Genomic DNA, 19,338 nt, shown 5'->3' with positions numbered 1-19,338 from the left:
GGCTGACCAGTGTCGGGAGTGACGGATGAGCACCCGAGGGGCGGGTGGGTTACCGGAATATCGCAACAACTTCGCGGTGGACCGTGCCTTTGGCACGTGTCAGACGTTGGTGCCGGTAGAGGGACAGCCGCGTCGGCCGTAAGGAGGCAACAGGCGATGCGCGTAGGAACGTTCGTACTGGCAGCTCAGTTTCCGGGCCAGGGGCAGGGTGAGGCTCTGCACCGGGCAGTCCGCTCGGCGGAGGTCGCGGAGGAGTCCGGGCTCGATTCCGTCTGGCTGGCAGAACACCATTTCGTGCCGTACGGGGTGTGCCCGTCCGCCACGACACTGGCCGCCCTGCTGCTCGGCCGCACCCGCAGGATCCGCGTGGGCACGGCGGTGAGCGTGCTGCCGAACCAGCACCCCGTCGCGCTCGGCGAGCAGGCCGCGCTGCTGCATCTGACCAGCGGCGGGCGCTTCTCCCTCGGGGTGGGGCGTGGCGGGCCGTGGGTCGACCTGGAGGTGTTCGGCGGCGGCCTCGATGCCTACGAGAAGGGCTTCCCGGAGGCGCTGGAGCTGCTGCTCGACTGGCTGGACAAGCCCCGGGTGGCGGGGAGCGGGGAGCGTTACGGCTTCCGCGAGGTGGCCGTGGTGCCCCGCGCCGACGAGCTCCTCGGGGACGGTCCGCCGGGCCCCGAGGTGATCGTCGCGTGCACGTCGCCAAAAAGCGTGAAACTCGCCGCTGAAAAGGGTTTGCCGATGCTCCTCGGGATGCATTCCGGCGACGAGGAGAAGGCCGACATGGTCGCTCTCTGGCGTTCGGCGGCCCGGGAGGCCGGTCAGCCGGCGGAGGTCGCGGAGCGGGTAGCACATGTGTCCGCAGGGGTGGCCCAGATCTCCGACCGCCCGGCGGACGCCGTGGAGACGCTCGTGAAGGCGATGCCGGGGTGGCTGCGGCAGGGGCTCGACGCCCATGTGACGGTCGACGGCCGGCACCGGGTGATGCGCGACCCCGTGGCCTATACCGAGTTCCTCTGCGGCCTGCATCCGGTGGGCCCGCCCCGTTTCGCCGCCGACCGGCTCGCGGCCACGGCGGAGCGCACGGGCATCACCCGCTTCGCCCTCATGGTCGAGGGGTCGGGGGATCTCGCGGCGACGGAGACCAATGTGGAGCGGCTGGGCACGGAAGTGCTGCCGTTGCTGGAGTGAGCTGTTCACGCTGGTGGTCCTGGTGGTGCGGTGGTGCGGTGGTGCGGTGGTGCGGGAGCTGCCGCCCCGGAGCCAAGTGCACCTCCCGCGGCCCGAAGCGGCAGCAGAAGCGCTCAGCAGTCCCGCAGTTCGGGCGACTGGTTGAGCAACTGGCCCCTCACCGAGGTGAATCGGGCCAGCCGCTCGTCGACCGAGTCGTCCAGCGGGAACACCGCGACGCGGTGGCAGTTCTGGAATGCCAGGCGCACTCCGAAGTGCCGCTGCAGCGCGCCGCGTATCGCATCACTCGCGAGCGCACGCAGCAGCTGACCACGTGCCTGCTCGTCCGGCGGGGGCGTCTGGTTGTCGGCGAATTCTCCGCCGTCGACCTTCAGCTGGGCCACCAGGGAGCTGATCATCTCCCATGCGTAGGGCAGGGAGGTCCGGACGCAGTCGACGAAGTCGGCTTCGTCGACCTCGCCTCGCTCGGCCTGTTCCAACAGCGCCGGTGAGACGTCGAGCGACATGGGTTCTCCTCTCGCGACCCCGGCGGACGGCCGGGGCCTTACGGGCAGGGCGGGACGGCGACGCTGCGTACACAGACGGCGACCTCCTGCTTCCACGTTAAGGGCGCAGTCCGGGCCGCACCAGGAGATTGGGAACACAACCGGCCAATAACGAACGGTCGCAAAGAGGGGCAAGACCGATCGGCCCCGGTCGGGAGATGCGCCTGAGGAGGACGGGAATCGCGTGGACCGTGGGTCGTCGAGTAGCGTTGCCGACCATGCGTCTCGTCATCGCCCGTTGCTCCGTCGACTACGCGGGCCGGCTCACCGCCCACCTGCCTTCCGCCCCCCGTCTGATCCTGGTGAAGGCGGACGGCAGCGTGTCGATCCACGCCGACGACCGGGCGTACAAACCGCTCAACTGGATGTCCCCGCCGTGCACCCTGAAGGAGGGCGCCGACGACGGCGAGGGCGTCTGGACCGTGGTGAACAAGGCGGGCGAGAAACTGATCATCACGATGGAGGAGATCCTCCACGACTCGTCCCATGAGCTCGGTGTCGACCCGGGGCTCATCAAGGACGGCGTGGAGGCGCACCTCCAGGAGCTGCTCGCCGACCGCATCGAGACGATCGGCGAGGGCTACACCCTGATCCGCCGTGAGTACCCGACCGCGATCGGCCCGGTCGACATCCTGTGCCGGGACGCGGACGGTGCGACGGTGGCCGTGGAGCTGAAGCGGCGGGGCGACATCGACGGGGTGGAGCAGCTGACCCGCTATCTGGAGCTGCTCAACCGTGATCCGCATCTGGCGCCGGTGCGGGGTGTGTTCGCGGCGCAGGAGATCAAGCCGCAGGCCCGGGTGCTGGCGACGGACCGTGGGATCGGGTGCCTGGTCCTCGACTACGACGCGATGCGGGGCATCGAGGACGACAAGCTGCGGCTGTTCTGACCTGGGGCCGCTGCCCGCTCCCTGATCGCCGTACGGCCCCGGTCTCCGGAGCCGTACGGCGATTTCGCGTTCAGGCCACCGTCGGGGAGGCCGGCCCGCTCTCCGTCGCCGAGGCCGTGACGGACTCCGCCGGTCCGCTCGCCGAGGTGGAGTTCTCCGGCTGCGTCGGGGAGTCCGTCGGGGTCGGCTCCTCGGTCGGGGTCTCGGTCGGCTCCTCGGTCGGGGTCTCGGAGTCGTCCGGCGGCGTGGTCGGCGTCTTCGTCGGCTTGTCCGTCGGCTTCTTCGTCGGCGTGGGGCTGCTCTGTGTCGGCGAGTCGCTGGGGCCCTCGCTGGACGAGGTGCTCGATCCCGGGCTCGTGGTGCCCGGGGACGGGCTGCCGCTCCCGGACGGGGTGGCGGTGCCTGAAGGGCCGGGGGACTCGGAGCCGTCGGCCGTGCCCTCGTCGGTGGCGGGGTCGCCGGTCGACTCGTCGGCGGGGAGGCCGTTCTCGCTGCCGTCCTCGTTCGCCGACTGTTCGGTCGTGACGTTCCGACCGTCCGGCTCCTCGCTTCCCGAGGTGGCTCCCAGGGTCACCACGGTGCCGAGCACGGCCGCCAGCAGCGCGCCCGCGCTCACCGCGACGAGATTGCGCCGGGCGCCCCGGAGCACTCCCGCACGCCCGCCGCCGGGCGGTCCCGCGGCCGGCGGGGGCTGCCGGGTGACCAGGGTCGCGGACGTCTCGGTCTGCCGGGGGAAGAGGGGCATGGCCGCCGGGATGCCGCCGGGGGGTGAGGCCGGCTCGTCATGACGCGGCGCCGGCACCTCCTCGCCCGCCGGGGTGCTGTGCATCGGTTCGCCCGAGCGGTCACCGACGAGGGCGAGCGCCCGGCGTCCGGCCACCGCGCCGGGCTTGTCGGCGAGCGCCCCGCGCATACCGATGGAGGCCTCCAGTTCGGCCCTGGCGCGGTCAAGGTTCCCTGTGCAGAGCGCGAGGACCCCCAACTCGTGGTGGAAGTACGCCTCTTCCGCCACCTCACCGGCGATCCTCGCGGCCTCCTGGCCGGCTCTGAGGGCCTTCTCCCAGGCGCCCCACTGCATCCCCGCCGCGAAGGCGGGAGCGGCGGTGCGGGCCAGCAGGACGGCCACGCTGGCCTGTCCCGGTGCCTCGCCGGGGACGAGGCGGGTCATCGACGCCAGGAGAGCGTCCGCCTCCGCGACCGCGCGCTCCGGGGTGACGGAGGGGTGCCCCGCCCACCAGGCGTAGTGCTGGGCGGCGCTGCGGGCGTGGGCGTCCGCGCTCTCGTCGTATCCGCTCGCCTCCAGCTGGGCCAGGACCCCGGCGGCCAGCCGGTAGCGGGGGCCGGCCGGGGAGAGCAGGCCGCTGAGGGCCAGCTCGCCCAGGGCGGCGTCGGCGTGGGTGTCCCCCACGAGGGCCGGCAGGTGCGCCTGGTGCGGCACCTCGCCGCCGAGCGCGACGGCGAAGCGCAGGGTCTCACGGGCGGCCTCGCTCAGCCGGGAGGCGAGCAGGGCGGCGGGGGCCGCGGCCTCGCCGAGGCTGGGCAGCGGGAGGCCGGCGGGCTCGGCCCGGCCGAAGGGGGCGTCGGCCGGATCGTCGTCGTAGCCGTCGAACGCGTCCGGGCCGGGGCGCTGATCGTCGCGCCGGCGCAGCAGGGCGCCTGCCTGGACGAAGCGCAGCGGCAGCCCCTCGGACTCGAACCAGAGGTCTCCCGCCCAGTTCGCCTCGTCGTCGGTGAGCGCGCGCTCCACGACGTGTTCCATCAGCTCGATCGAGGCGCTGCGGCCGAGACCGGTGAGGAAGACCTCTTCGAGGTTCGCGTCGGGGCCGGGCGCGGGCACATCGGGGGTGGCGGCGAACAGGAACGCGCACTCCGGGGTGGCGTCGAGCAGCTCCTGGAGCGCGGCGCCGCCGAGCTCCAGGTCGTCGACGACCACGACGGCGCCGATGCCGTGGACGAGCGCGAGGAGTCCCTCGCGGTCGGGCCGGTGCAGCGGGGCGCGGTAGACGGCCTCGAAGAGCCCGTACAGCAGCTCGCCGGCGGTCCGCTTGTATCCGGAGAGCCGTACGACGCCGTCCGGCGCCAGGTCCGCGCAGTCGGCCGCGACGGCGTCCAGGAGGGCGGTGCGCCCGGACCCGGCCGGGCCGGTGAGGCAGACCGAGCGTCCCCGGGCGAGCAGCCGTACGAGCCGCTCGCGCTCCTCCTGGCGTTCCAGGAGGGGCGTCTGCGGCGCGGGCGGCCCCGGGGGGACGGGCGGCGCGGCGGCGCGTTCGCGCTCCACACGCTGGACGGCGGTGTGCCGTACGGGCGCTTCGGGCCGCTCCCCCGGCCGGGAGGGCTCGATCTCGCTGCCGTCGACCGGATTGACCGTGAGCAGGAAGTCGCCCGACATCAGCTGCACCGTGCGCGACTGCTGAGGTGTCTGGTGCCCGAGGTCGGGCGTCAGCGGGTCGCGGGACTGCCGCCGCCGTCCGGCGTCGTCGCCGGAACGGTCGGCGCCGTGGCCGTACTCTTCCGGTCCCCGGTTGGTCGGGTCCATCGTCAAAGTCCCCCAGACGCGCAGCGCGCGGTTGCCCCCTCCGGCCTCGCACGCCCCGCTGTCGCTCCCGGTCCGGTGTCCGCCAGTGGGTCCTCGTCGATCGGCAGACGGCCGAACCCTAAACCTTCGCACAGTATCTACGATCCGGTGGGGGGCCGCGCGGCTCCCCACATCACATTCTCGTGAGGATTGTGCGCGTAACGCCGCTTCCGGGCGGCGCGGGCCGGGCGGGGCCAGCGGATCCCTCAGACGCGTGGCAGGGAGTCCGCGGCGAGCCCGCCCTCGATGGCCAGGATCCTGTGCAGCCTCGTCGCCACGAGCAGGCGCTGCATCTGCGGTGGCACACCGCGCAGTACGAGCCGCCGGCCGGCCCGGCCGGCTCTGCGGTGCGCACCCATGATCACGCCGAGTCCGGTGGCGTCCCACGAGTCCAGCTCGGTCAGGTTCAGCACGAGGTCGCCGGCTCCGTCGTCGACGGCCGAGTGCAGAACCGTACGGGCGTCCGCCGCGCTTCGGACGTCGAGGCGGCCCCCGACGACCAGCTCGGCGTGGTCGCCCCTGATGTGCATATGCGCTCCCCGGAACTCTCCGCAGCAAGGTCGGTCTGTCTGGTTTTCTCTTTCTGCCTCTGCCACAACTGACTGCCGCAGCGACAGGGAAGTTGCCGTCTGTAAGCGAACCGATACCGAATTCACCCCGAGGGGTGAAGCTGGTCCGGCGATACCCACTGAATCCGCGCGCCTGACGGCGCCGGACCCCGGATCTCCGGCTCTGACTGACGGCACATCAGGCAGCCGGGGACCCGGTCGTGATCAGTAGGTGTAGAAGCCCTGCCCGCTCTTGCGCCCGATGTCACCTGCGTCGACCATCCGGCGCATCAGTTCCGGAGCGGCGAACTTCTCGTCCTGGGACTCGGTGTAGATGTTGCCGGTCGCGTGGAGGAGGATGTCCACGCCGGTCATGTCGGCCGTGGCGAGCGGGCCCATGGCGTGGCCGAAGCCCAGCTTGCACGCGGTGTCGATGTCCTCGGCCGAGGCGACGCCCGACTCGTACAGCTTGGCCGCCTCGACGACCAGCGCCGAGATCAGCCGGGTGGTGACGAAGCCCGCGACGTCGCGGTTGACGACGATGCAGGTCTTGCCCACGGACTCGGCGAACTCCCGCGCGGTGGCGAGCGTTTCGTCGCTGGTCTTGTAGCCGCGCACCAGCTCGCAGAGTTGCATCATGGGGACCGGCGAGAAGAAGTGCACACCGACGACCCGCTCCGGGCGCTCCGTCACGGCCGCGATCTTGGTGATCGGGATGGCAGAGGTGTTGGAGGCGAGGACGGCGTCCTCCCGCACGACCTTGTCGAGCGTGCGGAAGATCTCGTGCTTGACCTCGAGCTTCTCGAAGACGGCCTCGACGACGACGTCGGCGTCCGCCACGGCGTCGAGGTCGGTGGTCGTCGTGATCCGGGCGAGCGCGGCCTCGGCGTCGGCCTCGTCCAGCTTGCCCTTGGCGACGAACTTGCCGTAACTGGTCTCGATGCCGCCGCGCCCGCGCGCCAGGGCCTCGTCCGTGACATCACGCAGTACGACGTCCCAGCCCGCCTGGGCGGAGACCTGCGCGATACCGGACCCCATGAGTCCGGCGCCGATGACGGCGAGCTTCCTGGCCACGTTTCGCACCCCAATGCATCTCAGTCGTTCGCATGCTCTCCGGCGGAGATTAGTACCCGCGAGGGGCCGTGAGGCCCTGAAGAGATGCGCGTCACGTCTCACATGACGGACATCACACCGTCCGGTGTCAGGCGGCGGCGCGCCGCGCGTAGTTGAGCACCTTCTCGCCGAGGAGCTCCTCCATGCCGTCGAGCAGGGCGAGAGCGTCGCGCGAGACCTCCTCCGGCTTGCGGCCCGCGACCATCTCGTGCCCGATGTACGCCATGAGCGTGCTGTGCACCCAGGAGAGCTGACCGGCCACCAGATCCGGGACCGGGTCGCCGGCTGTACCGGCTGAGCACGGCCGACGCGATCGCGCGCACGGCCGAGCCGGCGGCCCGTCTCGGCCTCGGCGACCTGGTGGACGCGGTGCGGGACGCGTACACCGGCTCGTACGCCACGGCGCACATGCTGTACGGGGCGCTGGTGGCGCTCGCGTTCGCCCTTCTGGCTGTGACGGTCGGCACGCGTGTCTTCCGCAGGGCCGGAGCCTAACTACGCTGACCCCATGGTCAATCTGACGCGCATCTACACCCGTACCGGCGACAAGGGCACCACCGCCCTCGGCGACATGAGCCGGACCGCCAAGACCGATCTGCGGATCTCGGCCTACGCCGACGCCAACGAGGCCAACGCCGTCATCGGTACGGCCATCGCGCTCGGGAACCTCACCGAGGACGTCGTGAAGGTCCTCGTCCGTGTGCAGAACGACCTGTTCGATGTGGGCGCGGACCTGTCCACGCCCGTGGTGCAGGACCCGAAGTACCCGCCGCTGCGGGTGGAGCAGTCCTACATCGACAAGCTGGAGGCGGACTGCGACACCTTCCTGGAGGAGCTGGAGAAGCTCCGCAGCTTCATCCTTCCGGGCGGGACGCCGGGGGCGGCGCTGCTGCACCAGGCCTGCACGGTCGTCCGGCGCGCCGAGCGGTCCACCTGGGCGGCCCTGGAGGTGCACGGCGAGGTGATGAACGTGCTGACGGCGACCTACCTCAACCGCCTCTCCGACCTCCTGTTCATCCTCGCCAGGACGGCGAACAAGGAGGTCGGTGACGTGCTGTGGGTGCCGGGCGGCGAGCGCTGATCAGCGGCCCGCCCCGACCCGGTCCTTCGGCTCCTGCTTCGGGGCGACGGTGTAGCCCACGGCGATGATCAGGTTGATCCCGATCACCCAGAGCATCTTCTGCTGCCACATCTGCAGCGACTCGGTGTTCCCGTCCCCGCCGACGTACCAGACCGCCGCCTGGAGCAGGGCCATGGCGGTCACCGAGGCCAGGATCCAGCGGGCGGCGGTGCGCCACTCGTGGGCGGCCCGCGCCATCCCGTACTTCGGGGGCCTCACCGGCGGCGGGCCGCCCGCGAAGCGGTGGGCGACCCTGGCGTCGGCCCACTTGACGGTGGAGTGACCGAGCCACACCGTGAAGCCGATGTAGACGGCGGCCAGGCCGTGCTTCCAGTCCGGCTCGGCGCCGTTCTTCAGGTCGACGGCCGTCACCACCAGCAGGACGACCTCCAGCAGGGGCTCGCACAGCAGGACGGCGGCGCCCAGCCGCGGCTTCCGCGCGACGTACCGCAGCGCGAGTCCGGCGGCCAGCAGCACCCAGAATCCGACCTCGCAGAGCACGATCAGTGTGACGATCACGGCACTCCCCCTTCGCTCCCCTCCAGACTCCCTGCCGTACGGCGCCGGATCGTCGTCAGCAGTGACGAAACGTGACTGCATCCTTCGATGTACCCGCGCCTCACCCCGGGTACGGACGTGGTGCGGGCCGGCGCCGTGTTGGATGAGGGAGTGTTCTCCCTTGCGCGCCCGCATCGCGACGACGTCCTGCTCGCGGTCACCGGGCTGTCCGGCGGTGTGATCCTGTGGCTGATCGGCATCCACATCCAGAACGGCCGGCTCTTCGACGCCCCCTGGGTGTCCCTGCTGCCGCTCGTGGTGATGTCGGCCCTCGAACTGCTACGACGCAGCGCCCCGCTCACCGCTCTGGCGGTCGGCACCCTCGCACTGGTGGCCGACCAGTTCACGGTGGGGAGCCTCGCGACCCTGCTGCTGTTCACGGACCTCGTGTACGCGGCGGTGCTGTACTCCACGCCCGCCGCCTCACGCCGCATTCCGGTGATCACGCTGCTCGTCACGGTCGCCACGACGGTCGGCTTCATCGCCTGGGCGCCGTCGGCGGACGCCGTGCTCATCGGGATCGTCGTCGGCATGGTCTCCTTCGGCCCCGCCCTCACCGGTGCCGGTGTGCGCAACCACCGGGACGCCGCCGAGGCGGCCCGGCTGCGTGCCGACCAGACCGCGCTGCTGGCGGAGATGGACCGGGCCCAGGCGGTGACCGCCGAGCGTTCCCGGATGGCCCGCGAGCTGCACGACATGGTCGCCAACCATCTCTCCGCGATCGCCATCCACTCCACCGCCGCGCTCTCCATCGACGATCCGGGCACCTCCCGCGAGGCCCTCGGGGTGATCCGGCAGAACAGCGTCGACGGGCTGGCCGAGATGCGGCGCCTGATCGGGCTGCTGAGGGAGAGCGGCGCGGCCGGGCCGCCGAGCGCGGCTCCGACGCTCGCCTCCCTGGACGACCTCGTGGGGCAGGCGGGCGCGAACTCCGCGTCCAGCGGGCTCACCGTCACCCTGGACGACGCCCGCGAGGAGTCCAGGCCGCTGCCCGCACCGGTGGAGCTGGCGGCGTACCGCATCGTGCAGGAGTCGCTGACGAACGCGTTGAAGCATGCGGCGCCCGGCCCGGTGGCCGTCCGGCTGGAGCGTTCGCGCGCGGTGCTGACGGTCGAGGTGAGCAGCGTGCTGGGCGATCGGCCGGGGCCGCGCGCACCCGGTTCGGGGGCCGGTCTGGTGGGGATGCGGGAACGGGTGGCGCTGTTGGGCGGGAGCATCGAGGCGGGGCCGGGTCCCCGGGGCGACGGCACGAAGATCTGGCTGGTGCGGGCCGAACTGCCCGTCGAGGAGAGGACGTACCGCACATGACGATCCGGGTGCTGGTCGCGGAGGACCAGTCGGCGGTGCGCGCGGGGCTGGTGCTCATCCTGGGCAGCGCTCCGGACATCGAGGTGGCGGGCGAGGCGGCGGACGGGGAGGAGGCCGTGCGCCTGGCCCGTGAACTCAGGCCGGACATGGTGCTGATGGATCTGCAGATGCCCCGGCTCGACGGGGTGTCCGCGACGCGGCAGGTCGTGGGTGAGCGGCTGGCGGACGTGCTGGTGCTGACCACCTTCGACCTGGACGAATACGTCTTCGGTGCGCTGCGCGCCGGCGCGTCGGGCTTCCTGCTGAAGAACACCGACGCGAAGGACCTGCTCGAGGCGGTGCGCACGGTGGCGCGCGGGGAGGGCCTGATCGCCCCGGCGGTCACCCGGCGGCTGATCGCGGAGTTCGCCGGGGCCACCGCGTCACGCAGCGCGGACGGGCCGGGCCGCGAGGCGCTCGCCCCGCTGACGCGCCGGGAGCGGGAGGTGCTGGGCTGCCTCGGGGAGGGGCTGTCGAACGCGGAGATCGCGGGGCGGCTCCGGATGGCGGAGGCGACGGTGAAGACGCACGTCAGCAGGTTGCTGGGGAAGCTGGAGCTGCGGAACAGGGTGCAGGCGGCGGTACTCGCCCAGGAGTTGGGTCTCTGACCCCTGGCGCGGAACTTTGGTCTGGACCTCTTGACGATTGGTCCAGACCTTCCTAATCTCACCGGACACACACTGCGGTGAGTACGCCATGACAAAGCGGGCTCAGGGCGACGCAGGGTTTGACGGACCACCCCGATTGCCGGACCTCACCCGAGGAGCACCGTTGAGCACTGACAACCCCGTACGCCTCCCCCGTCTCAGATGGAGACGCACAGCCACCACCACCAGGTCGAGGACGGTCGCGGCCCTCACCGCGCTCCTGCTTCCCCTCGCCGCGATGGTCGGCTTGGCCTCCCCTGCCGAGGCCGCCACCTCCGCGACCGCCACGTACGTCAAGAAGTCCGACTGGGGCACCGGCTTCGAGGGCCAGTGGACGGTCAAGAACACCGGCACCACGGCCCTCTCCTCCTGGACGATCGAGTGGGACTTCCCCTCCGGCACCGCGGTCGGCTCCGCCTGGGACGCCTCCGTCACGAGCTCCGGAACCCACTGGACCGCCAAGAACGTCGGCTGGAACGGCACGGTCGCCCCGGGCGCCAGCATCAGCTTCGGCTTCAACGGCACCGGCACCGGCTCCCCCACCGGCTGCAAGCTGAACGGCGCCTCCTGTGACGGCGGCAGCGTCCCCGGCGACAGCGCCCCGTCCAAGCCCGGCACCCCCACCGCGAGCAACATCACCGACACCTCGGCGAAGCTCAGCTGGGGCGCCGCCACCGACGACAAGGGCATCAAGAACTACGACGTCCTGCGCGACGGCGCCAAGGTCGCCACGGTGACCACGACGACGTACACCGACACCGGCCTCACCAAGGGCACCGCCTACTCGTACACGGTGCAGGCCCGTGACACCGCTGACCAGACCGGCCCGGTCAGCGCCTCGGTCGCCGTCCGCACCACCGGCACCACGGACCCCGGCCCCGGCCCGGGCGGCAAGGTCAACCTCGGCTACTTCACCGAGTGGGGCGTCTACGGGCGCAACTACCACGTCAAGAACCTCGTGACCTCCGGCTCCGCCGAGAAGATCACGCACATCAACTACGCGTTCGGCAACGTCCAGGGCGGCAAGTGCACCATCGGTGACGCCTACGCCGACTACGACAAGGCCTACACCGCCGACCAGTCGGTCGACGGCGTCGCCGACACCTGGGACCAGCCGCTGCGCGGCAACTTCAACCAGCTGCGCAAGCTCAAGGCGAAGTACCCGCACATCAAGGTCATCTGGTCCTTCGGCGGCTGGACCTGGTCCGGCGGCTTCGGTGCCGCGGCGCAGAACCCGGCCGCGTTCGCCCAGTCCTGCTACGACCTGGTCGAGGACCCCCGCTGGGCCGATGTCTTCGACGGCATCGACATCGACTGGGAGTACCCCAACGCCTGCGGTCTCACCTGTGACACCAGCGGGCCCGCCGCGCTGAAGAACCTCTCCTCGGCGCTGCGCACGAAGTTCGGCACGAACAACCTGGTCACCGCCGCGATCACCGCGGACGGCTCGGCGGGCGGCAAGATCGACGCCGCCGACTACGCGGGCGCCGCGGCGTACTTCGACTGGTACAACGTCATGACGTACGACTTCTTCGGCGCCTGGGAGGCCAAGGGCCCGACCGCCCCGCACTCCCCGCTCAACTCGTACAGCGGCATCCCGCAGGAGGGCTTCAACTCCGCCGCCGCCATCGCCAAGCTGAAGGCCAAGGGCGTCCCGGCGAAGAAGCTGCTGCTCGGCATCGGCTTCTACGGACGCGGCTGGACCGGCGTCACCCAGGCGGCACCCGGCGGAACGGCGACCGGGGCGGCCCCGGGGACGTACGAGGCCGGCATCGAGGACTACAAGGTCCTGAAGAACAGCTGCCCGGCCACCGGCACGATCGCCGGGACGGCGTACGCCCACTGCGGCACCAACTGGTGGAGCTACGACACCCCGGCGACGATCACGTCCAAGATGGCCTGGGCGAACAGCCAGGGGCTGGGCGGGGCGTTCTTCTGGGAGTTCAGCGGTGACACCGCGAACGGTGAGCTCGTGAGCGCGATGGACAGCGGCCTCAACTAACCCCTACGAGGCAGTCGCACCCCGGAAAAGCGCCGGGGAGACAGGTCCGCCCCCTGTCTCCCCGGCTTTCGCATGCTCCACGTCAGGCGACGTTCGCCCTCCCCCAGACTCCGTCCGGGGGGACCCCCAACCAGCGAGAACCCTTGATTTAAGCCACATTGACTCTCCCCCAGACTCCGTCCGGGGGGACCCCCAACCAGCGAGAATCCTTGATTTAAGCCACATTGACTCTCCCCCAGACTCCGTCCGGGGGGACCCCCAACCAGCGAGAATCCTTGATTTAAGCCACATTGACTCGCTGGCCGGGAGGCGCCGCCTCCAGCCAGGCGAGGAAGCCGGTCAGGGCGTCCTCGCTCATCGCCAGCTCCAGGCGCGTCCCCCGGTGGAGACAGCCGAGCACGACGGAATCGGACAGGAGCGCCAGCTCCTCCTCGCCCTCGGGCAGCCGGCGCGCGACCACCTCGATGGCGGAGCGCTCCAGCCCGCGGCGCGGACGGGGCGAGTAGGAGAAGACCCGGAACCAGTCGACACGGTCACCGCTGTAGCGGGCGACCCCGTACACCCAGCCCTTGCCGGACGGATCCGGCTCCTCGGACACGTCCCAGCGCAGGCTGCAGTCGAAGGTTCCGCCGGAGCGCTGGATCAGCCGCCTGCGGAGGCCGAAGACGAACAGACCCACCGCGACCAGTACGACGACCAGACCGCCAACCCACAGAGCGAGGACCATCTCCACCGACCTCCTCGCATCGTCGAGTAACGGATACCGAAACCGGCCGAACCGGACTGCACCTGCATCGCCTCAGCCGCGACACGGTCTGGATCTCTCCAGCTCGGGCCGCGGCTGAGTCAAAAACTCCTTGTGGGGACGCTCAGTGCGCCGCCACCGCACGCAGTCGTACGTCCGCGCGGCGCTCGGCACCGGCGTCCGTGTCCGACTTCGCGCGTTCCAGCGCACGCTCGGCGCGCTGGACGTCGATCTCGTCAGCAAGCTCGGCGATCTCCGCCAGCAGCGAGAGCTTGTTGTCCGCGAACGAGATGAAACCGCCGTGCACAGCGGCGACAACAGTCGCGCCGTCGCTCGTACGGATCGTCACGGGGCCCGATTCCAGCACACCCAGGAGCGGCTGGTGACCGGGCATGACGCCGATGTCGCCGGACGTGGTACGTGCGACAACGAGGGTGGCCTCGCCGGACCAGACACTGCGGTCCGCGGCGACCAGCTCGACATGCAGCTCAGCAGCCAAGGGTGGCTCCTCGGGTCACCACCCGGCGGTCGTGCCGGGTGTCGGTTCAATTCTACGGGGCGTGGTGAGGGGGGCGGGACACACCCACCCCCCTCGGTGAGCCGGAGGCTCAGGAGACGCCGAGCTCCTTGGCGTTGGCCTTGAGGTCCTCGATGCCACCGCACATGAAGAACGCCTGCTCGGGGAAGTGGTCGTACTCCCCGTCACAGATCGCGTTGAACGCGGCGATCGACTCGTCGAGCGGAACGTCCGAACCGTCCAGGCCGGTGAACTGCTTGGCGGCGTGGGTGTTCTGCGACAGGAAGCGCTCGACGCGACGGGCACGGTGGACAACGAGCTTGTCCTCCTCGCCCAGCTCGTCGATACCGAGGATCGCGATGATGTCCTGGAGGTCCTTGTACTTCTGCAGGATCCCCTTGACACGGCTGGCCGTGTCGTAGTGGTCCTGCGCGATGTAACGCGGGTCCAGGATGCGGGACGTGGAGTCCAGCGGGTCCACGGCCGGGTAGATGCCCTTCTCGGAGATCGGACGGGAGAGAACCGTCGTCGCGTCGAGGTGGGCGAACGTGGTGGCCGGGGCCGGGTCGGTCAGGTCGTCCGCGGGGACGTAGATCGCCTGCATCGAGGTGATCGAGTGACCACGCGTCGAGGTGATGCGCTCCTGGAGCACACCCATCTCGTCGGCCAGGGTCGGCTGGTAACCCACTGCGGACGGCATGCGGCCGAGCAGCGTGGAGACCTCGGAACCGGCCTGCGTGAAGCGGAAGATGTTGTCGATGAAGAGCAGCACGTCCTGCTTCTGCACATCGCGGAAGTACTCCGCCATGGTCAGGGCGGACAGCGCGACCCGCAGACGGGTGCCCGGCGGCTCGTCCATCTGGCCGAAGACGAGCGCGGTCTTCTCCAGGACGCCCGAGTCGGTCATCTCGTCGATGAGGTCGTTGCCCTCACGGGTGCGCTCGCCGACACCGGCGAACACCGACACACCGTCGTGCAGCTTCGCCACACGCATGATCATTTCCTGGATGAGGACCGTCTTGCCGACGCCCGCACCACCGAACAGACCGATCTTGCCGCCCTTGACGTACGGGGTCAGCAGGTCGACGACCTTCAGGCCGGTCTCGAACATCTCGGTCTTCGACTCGAGCTGGTCGAAGGCCGGGGCCTTGCGGTGGATCGGCCAGCGCTCGGTGATCTGCGCCTCGGCCTCCGGCTCGTTCAGGATCTGACCGAGGGTGTTGAACACCTTGCCCTTGGTGATGTCACCGACCGGGACGGTGATGCCCTCGCCCGTGTTGACCACCGGGGCCTGGCGGACCACACCGTCGGTGGGCTGCATCGAGATCGCGCGGACCATGCCGTCGCCCAGGTGCTGGGCGACTTCCAGGGTCAGCGTCTTACGAGCGCCGGCCTCGGCCGGGTCGTCGACCTCGATGTGCAGGGCGTTGTAGATCTCCGGCATCGCGTCGACGGGGAACTCCACGTCGACGACCGGGCCGATGACCCGGGCGACGCGGCCCGTGGCAGCGGCCGTCTCAACTGTCGTCGTCATTACTTGTCACTCCCCGCGGACGCGTCGGCCAGCGCACCTGCACCGCCGACGATCTCGCTGATTTCCTGGGTGATTTCGGCCTGGCGGGCCGCGTTGGCAAGCCGGGAGAGGCTCTTGATCAGATCCCCGGCGTTGTCGGTCGCCGACTTCATCGCACGGCGGCGGGCGGCGTGCTCGGAAGCGGCGGCCTGCAGCAGTGCGTTGTAGATACGGCTCTCGACGTAGCGCGGCAGAAGGGCGTCGAGGACGTCCTCCGCCGACGGCTCGAAGTCGAACAGCGGAAGGATCTCGTCCTTACCGGTGTTCTCCTCCGCGACCTGGTCGAGCGAGAGCGGCAGCATCCGGCCGTCGACCGCGTTCTGCGTCATCATCGACACGAACTCCGTGAAGACGATGTGCAGCTCGTCGACGCCGCCCTCGGCCGTGTCCTTCTGGATGGACTCGATCAGGGGCGCGGCGATCCTCTTGGCATCCGAGTACTCGGGGCTGTCGGTGAAGCCGGTCCACGACTCCGAGACCTTGCGCTCACGGAAGCCGTAGTACGCGACACCCTTGCGGCCGACGATGTACGTGTCGACCTCCTTGCCCTCGGCCGCCAGCCGCTCCCGCAGCCGCTCCGCCGCCTTGATGGCGTTGGAGGAGTAGCCGCCGGCCAGACCGCGGTCGCTCGTGAGGAGCAGGACCGCGGCCCGGGCCGGAGCCTCGGCCTCGGTGGTGAGCGGATGCTTGGTGTTGGAGCCGGTCGCCACCGCGGTCACCGCACGGGTGAGCTCGGTCGCGTACGGCATCGACGCCGCCACCTTGCGCTGCGCCTTGACGATGCGCGAGGCGGCGATCATCTCCATCGCCTTGGTGATCTTCTTGGTCGCGGTGACGGCTTGGATGCGGCGCTTGTAAACGCGAAGCTGAGCGCCCATCGATCAGCCCTCGCCCAGGAGCTTGCCGTCCGAGGTCTCGAACTGCTGCTTGAAGGCGGCGATCGCGTCGGCGATCGACTGCAGCGTGTCGTCGGACATCTTGCCGCCCTCGGCGATGCTGGTCAGGAGGTCCTTGCGCTCACGGCGCAGGTACTCCAGCAGCTCGCTCTCGAAGCGGCGGATGTCCTCGACCGGGACGTCGTCCATCTTGCCCGTGGTGCCGGCCCAGACGGAGACGACCTGCTCCTCCATCGGGAACGGGGCGTACTGCGGCTGCTTCAGCAGCTCGACCATGCGCTTACCGCGCTCCAGCGACGCCTTGGATGCCGCGTCCAGGTCCGAGCCGAAGGCGGCGAACGCCTCCAGCTCACGGAACTGGGCGAGGTCCACGCGAAGACGGCCGGAAACCTGCTTCATGGCCTTGTGCTGGGCGGAGCCACCGACTCGGGAGACCGAGATACCGACGTTGAGCGCCGGGCGCTGACCCGCGTTGAACAGGTCGGACTCCAGGAAGCACTGGCCGTCGGTGATGGAGATGACGTTGGTCGGGATGAACGCCGACACGTCGTTCGCCTTGGTCTCGACGATCGGCAGGCCCGTCATCGAACCGGCGCCCATGTCGTCGGAGAGCTTGGCGCAGCGCTCCAGCAGACGCGAGTGCAGGTAGAAGACGTCGCCCGGGTAGGCCTCGCGGCCCGGCGGACGGCGCAGCAGAAGCGACACGGCGCGGTAGGCGTCGGCCTGCTTCGAGAGGTCGTCGAAGATGATGAGGACGTGCTTGCCGTCGTACATCCAGTGCTGGCCGATGGCCGAGCCGGTGTACGGCGCCAGGTACTTGAAGCCGGCCGGGTCGGACGCCGGGGCGGCGACGATGGTCGTGTACTCCAGCGCGCCGGCCTCTTCGAGGGCACCGCGCACGGAGGCGATGGTGGAGCCCTTCTGACCGATGGCGACGTAGATGCAGCGCACCTGCTTGTTCACGTCGCCCGAGCGCCAGTTGTCGCGCTGGTTGATGATCGTGTCGACGGCCAGAGCGGTCTTACCCGTCTGACGGTCGCCGATGATCAGCTGACGCTGGCCACGGCCGATCGGCACCATGGCGTCGACGGCCTTGTAGCCGGTCTGCATCGGCTCGTGCACCGACTTACGGACCATGACGCCAGGGGCCTGCAGCTCGAGGGCGCGACGTCCTTCGGTCGCGATCTCGCCGAGACCGTCGATCGGGTTGCCGAGCGGGTCGACGACGCGGCCGAGGTAACCCTCGCCGACGCCGACGGAGAGCACCTCACCGGTGCGCTGCACCGGCTGGCCCTCCTCGATCCCGCTGAACTCGCCGAGGACGATCGCACCGATCTCGCGCTCCTCGAGGTTGAGGGCGAGACCGAGGGTGCCGTCCTCGAACTTCAGCAGCTCGTTCGCCATGGCGGAGGGCAGGCCCTCCACCTTCGCGATGCCGTCGCCGGCAACGCTGACCGTCCCGACCTCCTCGCGCGAGGCCGCGTCCGGCTGGTACGACTGGACAAAGTTATCCAGTGCGTCCCGGATCTCCTCCGGCCGGATCGTAAGCTCCGCCATCTGGGGTTCCCTGCTCTCCTTGTTGGGCCCGAAGTTTCTCAAAGGGGTCTGGGGGCGACCCCCAGGAATCTTCTGCAATTTCTGCACGGCCCAACCGGGCCGCTGTTCTTGCTCGTTCAGTTGGTGCGGTGTGGGCGCTGCGCGCTGTCAGCCGGCCATCCTGCGGGTGACCTCTTCGAGGCGCTCCGCGATCGTGCCGTTGATGACCTCGTCACCGACGCGCACCGAGATCCCGCCGAGGACCTCGGGGTCCACGTCCAGGTTCAGGTGCATCTGCCGGCCGTAGATCTTCGCCAGGGCGGCGCCGAGGCGCTGCTTCTGGCGATCGGACAGCGGCACCGCCGAGGTGACGACGGCGACCATGCGGTCCCGGCGCTCCGCGGCGAGCCTGGACAGGGACTCGAGTCCCGCCTCCAGGCTACGTCCTCGGGGCTGCGTCACGAGGCGCGTGATCACGCGCTCGGTGACGGGCCGGGCCTTGCCGCCGAGCAGGCTGCGGAGCAGCTCGCTCTTGGCGGAGGCCGTGGCCTTCCGGTCGGTCAGGGCGGAGCGCAGCGCGACGTCGGAGCCGACGATCCGGCCGAACCGGAAGAGCTCGTCCTCGACGTCGTCGAGCGCACCGGCGCGCTGGGCCGCGGTGAGGTCCGCGGTGTTCGCCAGTTCCTCGACCGAGTCCACCAGGTCACGCGACTGCGACCAGCGGGAGCGGACCATGCCGGAGACCAGGTCCACGGCTTCGCCGCCCACCTGACCGCGCAGCAGTCGTCCGGCCAGCTCGGCCTTGGCCTCGCCGCCCTGCGACGGGTCGGTGAGGACCCGGCGCAGCGATACCTCGCGGTGGAGCAGCGCGGTGACGGCTGCCAGCTCCTCGGCGAGCTTCGCCGCGTCGACCGACGTGGAGTCGGTCAGTGCGTCGAGACGCTCGCGTGCGGAGGCCAGCGCCTCGCGGCTCGCTCCGTTCATCGGACGGCCTCGGCCTTCGCCTCGAGCTCGTCGAGGAAACGGTCGACGGTGCCGCTCTGCCGGGCGTGGTCCTCGAGGGACTCGCCGACGAGCTTGCCGGCCAGGGCGGTGGCGAGAGTGCCCACGTCCTGGCGCAGCGCGGACGCCGCGGCCTTGCGGTCGGCCTCGATCTGGGCGTGGCCGGCCGCGATGATCTCCTCGCGCTGCCGCTGACCCTCCGCCCTCATCTCCTGGATGATGACGGCACCCTGCTCCTGCGCCTCCTGGCGCAGACGGGCGGCCTCGTGGCGTGCCTCGGCGAGCTGAGCCTTGTACTGCTCAAGAACGCTCTGGGCCTCGGTCTGGGCCGCGTCGGCCTTCTCGATCCCGCCTTCGATCGCCTCGCGGCGCTCTTCCAGAACCTTCTCGATGTTCGGGAGGAGCTTCTTGGCGAGGAAACCGAAGACGATGACAAAGGCGATCAGGCCGATGACGATCTCGGGGATCGCCGGGAGCAGCGGGTTCTGGATCTCTTCCTCGGCCGCCAGCTGTAGGGCGTTCACATCAATGCCTTT

The 19,338-nt window shown here is 70.3% G+C and carries 18 protein-coding genes and 2 pseudogenes; 7 read left to right on the top strand and 13 right to left on the bottom strand.

Features of this window, described 5'->3' with window-relative positions:
• Positions 1-156 precede the first annotated feature (156 nt).
• Positions 157-1,188, top strand: coding sequence for an LLM class flavin-dependent oxidoreductase (locus ACIBCU_RS11125; protein ID WP_362936504.1), 1,032 nt, complete (start codon positions 157-159; stop codon positions 1,186-1,188).
• Positions 1,189-1,301: 113 nt separating this feature from the next.
• On the opposite strand, the gene ACIBCU_RS11120 is transcribed toward ACIBCU_RS11125, so the two are convergent.
• Entirely contained in the window at positions 1,302-1,694 is a 393-nt protein-coding gene (locus ACIBCU_RS11120; RefSeq protein WP_104789158.1) for an SCO5389 family protein, read from the bottom strand.
• A gap of 257 nt (positions 1,695-1,951) precedes the next feature.
• Here ACIBCU_RS11120 and nucS point away from each other — a divergent pair, with 257 nt between their 5' ends.
• Positions 1,952-2,623, top strand: a complete 672-nt coding sequence (gene nucS / locus ACIBCU_RS11115) for an endonuclease NucS (protein WP_362936502.1) — start codon at positions 1,952-1,954, stop codon at positions 2,621-2,623.
• 70 nt (positions 2,624-2,693) lie between these two features.
• Here the strand turns inward: nucS and ACIBCU_RS11110 are convergent, their stop codons facing one another.
• The 4 genes and pseudogenes from ACIBCU_RS11110 to ACIBCU_RS11095 form a co-directional block, all read right to left on the bottom strand.
• Entirely contained in the window at positions 2,694-5,159 is a 2,466-nt protein-coding gene (locus ACIBCU_RS11110; protein WP_362936499.1) for an ATP-binding protein, read from the bottom strand.
• A gap of 245 nt (positions 5,160-5,404) precedes the next feature.
• Positions 5,405-5,728: an STAS domain-containing protein gene (locus tag ACIBCU_RS11105; protein ID WP_014154038.1), complete on the bottom strand. Its 324-nt coding sequence runs from the start codon at positions 5,726-5,728 to the stop codon at positions 5,405-5,407.
• Between the two features lie 243 nt (positions 5,729-5,971).
• Positions 5,972-6,820, bottom strand: coding sequence for a 3-hydroxyacyl-CoA dehydrogenase family protein (locus ACIBCU_RS11100; RefSeq protein WP_362936496.1), 849 nt, complete (start codon positions 6,818-6,820; stop codon positions 5,972-5,974).
• Between the two features lie 127 nt (positions 6,821-6,947).
• Positions 6,948-7,142: pseudogene (locus ACIBCU_RS11095) on the bottom strand (TetR/AcrR family transcriptional regulator); the annotation flags it as partial.
• 74 nt (positions 7,143-7,216) lie between these two features.
• Between ACIBCU_RS11095 and ACIBCU_RS11090 the strand changes: the two are divergent.
• Together ACIBCU_RS11090 and ACIBCU_RS11085 are read left to right on the top strand one after the other, a co-directional pair.
• Positions 7,217-7,354 (top strand): annotated as a pseudogene (locus ACIBCU_RS11090) (ABC transporter permease); the annotation flags it as partial.
• A gap of 13 nt (positions 7,355-7,367) precedes the next feature.
• The gene (locus tag ACIBCU_RS11085) at positions 7,368-7,940 is read left to right on the top strand and encodes a cob(I)yrinic acid a,c-diamide adenosyltransferase (protein WP_362936493.1); all 573 of its coding nucleotides are present in this window, start codon (positions 7,368-7,370) and stop codon (positions 7,938-7,940) included.
• Here ACIBCU_RS11085 and ACIBCU_RS11080 read toward each other — a convergent pair whose 3' ends face one another.
• Positions 7,941-8,498, bottom strand: coding sequence for a hypothetical protein (locus ACIBCU_RS11080; protein ID WP_362936490.1), 558 nt, complete (start codon positions 8,496-8,498; stop codon positions 7,941-7,943).
• 150 nt (positions 8,499-8,648) lie between these two features.
• On the opposite strand from ACIBCU_RS11080, the gene ACIBCU_RS11075 reads away from it, so the two are divergent.
• The 3 genes from ACIBCU_RS11075 to ACIBCU_RS11065 all read left to right on the top strand — a co-directional run bounded on the left by ACIBCU_RS11075 (position 8,649) and on the right by ACIBCU_RS11065 (position 12,533).
• Positions 8,649-9,845: a sensor histidine kinase gene (locus ACIBCU_RS11075; RefSeq protein ID WP_399230903.1), complete on the top strand. Its 1,197-nt coding sequence runs from the start codon at positions 8,649-8,651 to the stop codon at positions 9,843-9,845.
• Complete coding sequence (locus tag ACIBCU_RS11070) at positions 9,842-10,492, top strand: response regulator (protein ID WP_399230700.1); 651 nt, start codon at positions 9,842-9,844, stop codon at positions 10,490-10,492. Before ACIBCU_RS11075 ends, ACIBCU_RS11070 begins: the two co-directional genes overlap by 4 nt.
• 163 nt (positions 10,493-10,655) lie before the next feature.
• Positions 10,656-12,533, top strand: coding sequence for a glycoside hydrolase family 18 chitinase (locus tag ACIBCU_RS11065; RefSeq protein ID WP_362936481.1), 1,878 nt, complete (start codon positions 10,656-10,658; stop codon positions 12,531-12,533).
• A gap of 280 nt (positions 12,534-12,813) precedes the next feature.
• On the opposite strand, the gene ACIBCU_RS11060 is transcribed toward ACIBCU_RS11065, so the two are convergent.
• The 7 genes from ACIBCU_RS11060 to ACIBCU_RS11030 form a co-directional block, all read right to left on the bottom strand.
• Positions 12,814-13,260 carry a DUF2550 domain-containing protein gene (locus ACIBCU_RS11060; protein WP_014154045.1) on the bottom strand — a complete coding sequence of 149 codons (447 nt, stop codon included), beginning with the start codon at positions 13,258-13,260 and terminating at the stop codon, positions 12,814-12,816.
• Between the two features lie 142 nt (positions 13,261-13,402).
• The gene (locus tag ACIBCU_RS11055; RefSeq protein ID WP_359472776.1) at positions 13,403-13,777 is read right to left on the bottom strand and encodes a F0F1 ATP synthase subunit epsilon; all 375 of its coding nucleotides are present in this window, start codon (positions 13,775-13,777) and stop codon (positions 13,403-13,405) included.
• Between the two features lie 109 nt (positions 13,778-13,886).
• Positions 13,887-15,329, bottom strand: coding sequence for a F0F1 ATP synthase subunit beta (gene atpD, locus ACIBCU_RS11050; protein WP_362936478.1), 1,443 nt, complete (start codon positions 15,327-15,329; stop codon positions 13,887-13,889).
• Positions 15,329-16,246 (bottom strand): F0F1 ATP synthase subunit gamma, encoded by a 918-nt coding sequence (locus tag ACIBCU_RS11045; RefSeq protein WP_362936475.1) that lies wholly within the window; start codon positions 16,244-16,246, stop codon positions 15,329-15,331. Before ACIBCU_RS11045 ends, atpD begins: the two co-directional genes overlap by 1 nt.
• Before the next feature lie 3 nt (positions 16,247-16,249).
• Positions 16,250-17,821, bottom strand: a complete 1,572-nt coding sequence (gene atpA, locus ACIBCU_RS11040) for a F0F1 ATP synthase subunit alpha (RefSeq protein ID WP_356318865.1) — start codon at positions 17,819-17,821, stop codon at positions 16,250-16,252.
• Between the two features lie 147 nt (positions 17,822-17,968).
• On the bottom strand, positions 17,969-18,784 hold the full coding sequence (locus ACIBCU_RS11035) for a F0F1 ATP synthase subunit delta (protein ID WP_362936471.1): 816 nt from the start codon (positions 18,782-18,784) through the stop codon (positions 17,969-17,971).
• Entirely contained in the window at positions 18,781-19,326 is a 546-nt protein-coding gene (locus ACIBCU_RS11030; protein ID WP_356738314.1) for a F0F1 ATP synthase subunit B, read from the bottom strand. Before ACIBCU_RS11030 ends, ACIBCU_RS11035 begins: the two co-directional genes overlap by 4 nt.
• Positions 19,327-19,338: the final 12 nt, after the last annotated feature.

Source organism: Streptomyces sp. NPDC051064, from assembly GCF_044455985.1.
Classification (GTDB): Bacteria; Actinomycetota; Actinomycetes; order Streptomycetales; family Streptomycetaceae; genus Streptomyces.
Note: the sequence above shows the minus strand (reverse complement) of the source record. Positions and strands in the feature narration are given on the sequence as shown.